The sequence below is a fragment of the uncultured Lactobacillus sp. genome (genome assembly GCF_947367085.1).
GTDB lineage: Bacteria > Bacillota > Bacilli > Lactobacillales > Lactobacillaceae > Lactobacillus.
The window spans coordinates 1-5,113 of sequence record NZ_CANBCP010000084.1 but is presented as its reverse complement, the minus strand read 5'-3'; the positions used below and the strand labels follow the sequence as shown (position 1 = coordinate 5,113).

Below are 5,113 nucleotides of genomic sequence, written 5' to 3'. Positions count from 1 at the left end.
AAAAGTAACTATTATTGGCGCAGGCCTCGCTGGTAGTGAAGCAGCTTGGCAAGTAGCAAAAAAAGGTATTGACGTTGATCTTTATGAAATGCGTCCTCAAAAACTTACTCCTGCTCATGAAACCGCAAATTTTGCTGAATTGGTATGTACTAATTCTATGCGCTCAAATCAGCTCTCCAACGCAGTTGGCTTATTAAAAGAAGAAATGCGTAAGTTAGATTCTTTAATCATGAAAGTTGCTGACGAAACTGCAGTTCCAGCTGGGGGAGCTTTAGCAGTAGATCGTGATAAATTTAGTCAAAAAGTGACTGAGACACTAAAACAAATGTCCAACATTACGATTCATGAAGAAGAAATTACTGAGATTCCTAAAGAAGGAATCACAATTATCGCTACAGGACCGTTAACCTCAGACGCTTTAGCTGAGCAAATACAGAAATTTTGTGGTACTGATTCTCTTCATTTCTTTGATGCTGCAGCACCGATTGTTGATGCAGATTCAATCGACATGAATATTGTTTATAAAAAATCTCGGTATGATAAGGGCGAAGCTGCGTATCTTAACTGTCCGATGACTAAAGATGAGTTCTATAATTTTCAGAAAAATTTAGTTTCTGCTGAAACAGCACAGCTTCACGGCTTTGAAGACAAAAATGTTTTTGAGGGATGTATGCCAATTGAAGTAATGGCCAAGCGTGGAGAAAAAACAATGTTATTTGGTCCTCTTAAGCCAGTAGGTCTAGAAGATCCAAAAACAGATAAAACTCCATTCGCGGTAGTTCAACTTCGCCAAGATAATGCCTCTGCTTCAATGTATAACATTGTCGGTTTTCAAACTCATCTAAAATATGGTGAACAAAAACGTGTATTTTCAATGATTCCAGGTCTTGAAAATGCTAAGTTCGTTCGTTATGGTAAGATGCACCGTAACACGTATATTGCTAGTCCGGAAGTTTTAAATGCAACTTATGAAGCTCGTAAACAGCCTGGTTTGTTTTTTGCAGGTCAAATGACGGGAGTAGAAGGTTATGTTGAAAGTGCTGGTTCAGGTTTGGTTGCTGGGATCAACGCCAGTCGCTTAGCAGGCGGTGAACAAGAGCTGATTTTTCCTAAGTCTACTGCTCTAGGTTCAATGGCTAACTATATAACCACAACTTCAGCTAAACATTTTCAGCCAATGAATGCATCTTACGCTTTATTACCTAAATTAGATCACAAGGTAAGAAACAAACAAGAACGACATTTGGAAATTTCTAAGAAGGCATTAGCTGATTTAGAAGATTTTAAAAATAAGCTAGAAGCATAATCATATGTCCCAAGAAAATGATAACTTTATCAATTTATTTGATGATTATTTAAAAAATGAACGTGGATACAGTAAAAATACAATTATAGCCTATTTAAATGACTTACAAGAGTTTAAAAAATTTTTACTAGAAAACGGTGGTTTCACCGGTTGGGATCAAGTCCACAGCCGTGATATTGAGATTTTTTTGCAAAGTTTGGCAAACTTGTCACGTTCGCGTACAACTCAATCAAGAAAGATGTCTAGTCTACGATCTTTTTACAATTTTTTGATAAAAAGAAAGTTAATTAAACAGGATCCTATGCAATTAATTAGTTTGAGATTAGGAGAAAAGCGCTTGCCGCAATTTTTCTATGAAAAACAAGTTAAGCAGGTCTTGAATAGTTTATCAAATTCTTCAGATGATCTTTCTATACGTAATTTGGCCTTATTTGAACTTTTTTATACGACAGGAATGCGTTTAAGTGAAATAAGCAACTTAACTTTGGACCAGATAGATTTTGATCTGAAATTAATCTTAGTTCACGGAAAAGGCAATAAAGATCGCTATGTTCTTTTTAGTGATTCTACAGATAAAGCTTTAAGAGCTTATCTTGATCAGGCTAGAAGTAATCTTTTAAAGAATAATATTGACCAAAATTATGTATTTTTGAATGATCAAGGTCGCAAGTTATCAAGTCGAGGAATTGAATATGTGATGCAAAAAGTTTTTAATAAAGCTGGTATCTCTGGAAAAGTTCATCCTCATATGCTTAGACATACTTTTGCTACTCAGATGCTCGATAATGGTGCTGACTTGAGAAGCGTTCAGGAATTGTTAGGTCATGAGTCTTTATCTACAACTCAGATTTATACTCACGTAACTATGAAGCACTTACAATCAGACTATGAGAAATTTTTCCCAAGAAATAATAAAGAAAACGAGGCTAAATAAAAATGACAACTATATGTTCTGTTAGATATAATGGCAAAACTGCAATTGCCGGAGACGGTCAAGTTACTTTAGGCGAAAAAGTAATTGCTAAAGCTACTGCTAAGAAAATTCGTCGAATTTATCACAATAAAGTAGTTATTGGATTTGCTGGTGGCGTTGCTGATGCAGTTAGTCTACAAGAAATGCTTGAAGGAAAACTAGAAGCTTATTCTGGAGATCTTAGAAGAGCAGCGGTCGAAATGGCACAAAGTTGGCGCAAAGATCCAACTTTAGCCAAATTACAAGCGATGGTAATTGCATTTAATGACAAGGATTTATTATTAATTTCAGGTAATGGTGAAGTACTAGAACCAGACGAAGATGTCGTTGCAATTGGCTCTGGTGGTAATTTTGCGCAAGCTGCTGCTTTAGCGATGACTCGCCATAGTCAAGGTATGGATGCAGCCCAAATAGCAACAGAAGCAGTAAAAATAGCTTCTGGAATTGATATCTTTACTGATGATCATATTACAAGCGATGAAATCTAGGTGAATTAAATGACTGAAGAAAAAACTCCCAAACAGATAGTTGAACTTTTAAATAAATACATTATTGGGCAAGATGAAGCAAAAAAATCTGTAGCTATTGCTCTTTACAATCGATACAGACGTTTGCAACTGCCCAAACAAGTCCAACAAGATATTACGCCTAAAAACATATTAATGGCAGGACCTACTGGTGTTGGTAAAACAGAGATTGCCCGCCGTTTAGCTAAAATAGTAGATGCGCCATTTGTTAAAGTTGAAGCAACTAAATTTACGGAAGTTGGTTATGTGGGACGTGATGTAGAATCAATGGTCCGTGACTTAGTTGAAGAAGCTGTACGTATGGAAGAAAAAGAACAATTTGACCGTGTAAAAATCACAGCTACTAAAAAAGCAAACAATCGTCTAGTAAAGCTTTTGGTTCCTGGAATTAAACGAGAAAATCGTGAAAATTCTATGCAACAAATGATGCAAATGCTTTCTGGTAATTTGAATTTCGATCAAAATCAAGATAATGAAGAAGTTACTGATGAAATTCGTAATGAAAGACTCAGTGTTGCAGAGCAATTAGATAAGGGATTACTTGAAAACCGTGAAGTTACTATAGAAGTTGAACAAGCTCCTAAAGTTAACCCAATGGGTGATATGATGGGACAAATGGGGATGGATATGTCTAGCTTGATGGGCGATTTAATTCCCAAAAAGAAGGTTAAAAGAACTCTTCCAGTTTCTGATGCCCGCGAAGTTTTGATTCAAGAAGAATCTAAAAAATTAGTGAACTATGACTCTTTATATCAACGTGCTATTGATAGAACCCAGCAAAATGGAATTATCTTTATTGATGAAATAGATAAAATTACCGCTGGTAATAAACGTACTTCTGGAGAAGTATCACGAGAGGGAGTTCAAAGAGATATCTTGCCAATTGTAGAAGGATCTACAGTTTCCACAAAATACGGTCCAGTTTCTACTGATCACATTTTATTTATTGCGGCTGGTGCGTTTGCCGAAAGTAAACCAAGTGACCTAATTCCAGAACTTCAAGGACGTTTTCCAATTCGGGTCGAATTAAATGCACTTACTCAAGATGACTTCGTAAAAATTTTGAAAGATCCAACTAACTCTTTACTTAAACAATACATCGCTCTTTTGAAAGCTGATGGTATTAAGTTAATCTTTACCCAAGAGGCAATTGAACGAATTGCTGAAATTGCTTATGACGTTAACCAAGGTACTGATAATATCGGTGCAAGAAGATTGGCTACTATTTTAGAAAAATTGCTCGAAGACGTTTTATACGAAGGCCCAGATATGAATATGGGCGAAATTACTATTACTCAAAAGTACGTGGATTCAAAACTGAGTGATATAATTATGAATAAGGACTTAACTAAGTTCATTCTATAAAAATTTATATAAAGAGAAGTTTTTATCATGGATTATCAAATTAAGAATAGTTTTTTAACAGCTACTATTTCCGATCATGGTGCGGAAATTCAAAGTGTCAAAGACAACAATAGCGGTAGAGAGTATATCTGGCAAGCTGATCCAGAAGTTTGGGGACGTCATGCACCAGTTCTATTTCCAATAGTTGGTCGTTTAAAAAATGATGAGTATTGTTACAAAGGTAAAACTTATCATATGGGACAGCATGGATTTGCTCGAAACATGGATTTTACAGTTGAAGAAAAAGATGATAATCATATCACTTTCTTACTCATTGCAAACCAAGAAACTAAGAAGAGCTATCCGTTTGATTTTGAGTTGCGAGTTACTTATACATTATTAAACAATCTTTTAGAAGAAAGATTTGATGTAACCAACACTGGCAATGAAGAAATGATCTTTGGTATCGGCGGACATCCAGGTTTTAATTTACCAACAGATAATAATTTAAAGAAATCTGATTACTACTTTAAGTTTGAACCATCAATTGATCACATCAGAATTCCTTTAAAAGCTCCATTACTTGATTGGTCAAACAGATCTTTGGTAGCAACCGACTCATTATTTGAGATCAGCGACTTACTTTTCAAAGATGATGCTTGGGTGTTCCAATTAAAAGGTCGCAACAAAGTATCTGTTCGTAGCGATAAATCTAATTATCACATTAACGTCAAGATGGACCACGCTCCATTTGTTGGATTGTGGTCACAATATCCAAAAACAGCTGATTTTATCTGTATTGAGCCTTGGTGGGGAATTGCAGATACAGTAGATGCTAGTGGAGATTTAGAAGATAAAAAGGGCATGAACCGTTTAGCACCAAATAATACTTGGGAAAATGGATTTTCAATTGCATTTCATGATGAAAATGAATAATTCAAAGACTGGCTATTACCAGTCTTT

The 5,113-nt window shown here is 35.5% G+C and carries 5 protein-coding genes; all 5 read left to right on the top strand.

The features are described 5' to 3' along the window. On the top strand, positions 1-1,306 hold a 1,306-nt coding region (trmFO, locus tag Q0Y70_RS09365), incomplete at its 5' end, for a methylenetetrahydrofolate--tRNA-(uracil(54)-C(5))-methyltransferase (FADH(2)-oxidizing) TrmFO (RefSeq protein WP_297820273.1). A 4-nt stretch (positions 1,307-1,310) separates the two neighbouring features. Further along, positions 1,311-2,240, top strand: a complete 930-nt coding sequence (xerC, locus tag Q0Y70_RS09360; RefSeq protein ID WP_297820271.1) for a tyrosine recombinase XerC — start codon at positions 1,311-1,313, stop codon at positions 2,238-2,240. A 2-nt stretch (positions 2,241-2,242) separates the two neighbouring features. Next, positions 2,243-2,767 (top strand): ATP-dependent protease subunit HslV, encoded by a 525-nt coding sequence (gene hslV / locus Q0Y70_RS09355; RefSeq protein WP_297820269.1) that lies wholly within the window; start codon positions 2,243-2,245, stop codon positions 2,765-2,767. Between the two features lie 9 nt (positions 2,768-2,776). After that, the gene (hslU, locus tag Q0Y70_RS09350; protein WP_297820266.1) at positions 2,777-4,171 is read left to right on the top strand and encodes an ATP-dependent protease ATPase subunit HslU; all 1,395 of its coding nucleotides are present in this window, start codon (positions 2,777-2,779) and stop codon (positions 4,169-4,171) included. A gap of 27 nt (positions 4,172-4,198) precedes the next feature. Beyond that, entirely contained in the window at positions 4,199-5,086 is an 888-nt protein-coding gene (locus Q0Y70_RS09345; protein ID WP_297820263.1) for an aldose 1-epimerase family protein, read from the top strand. Positions 5,087-5,113 lie beyond the last annotated feature (27 nt).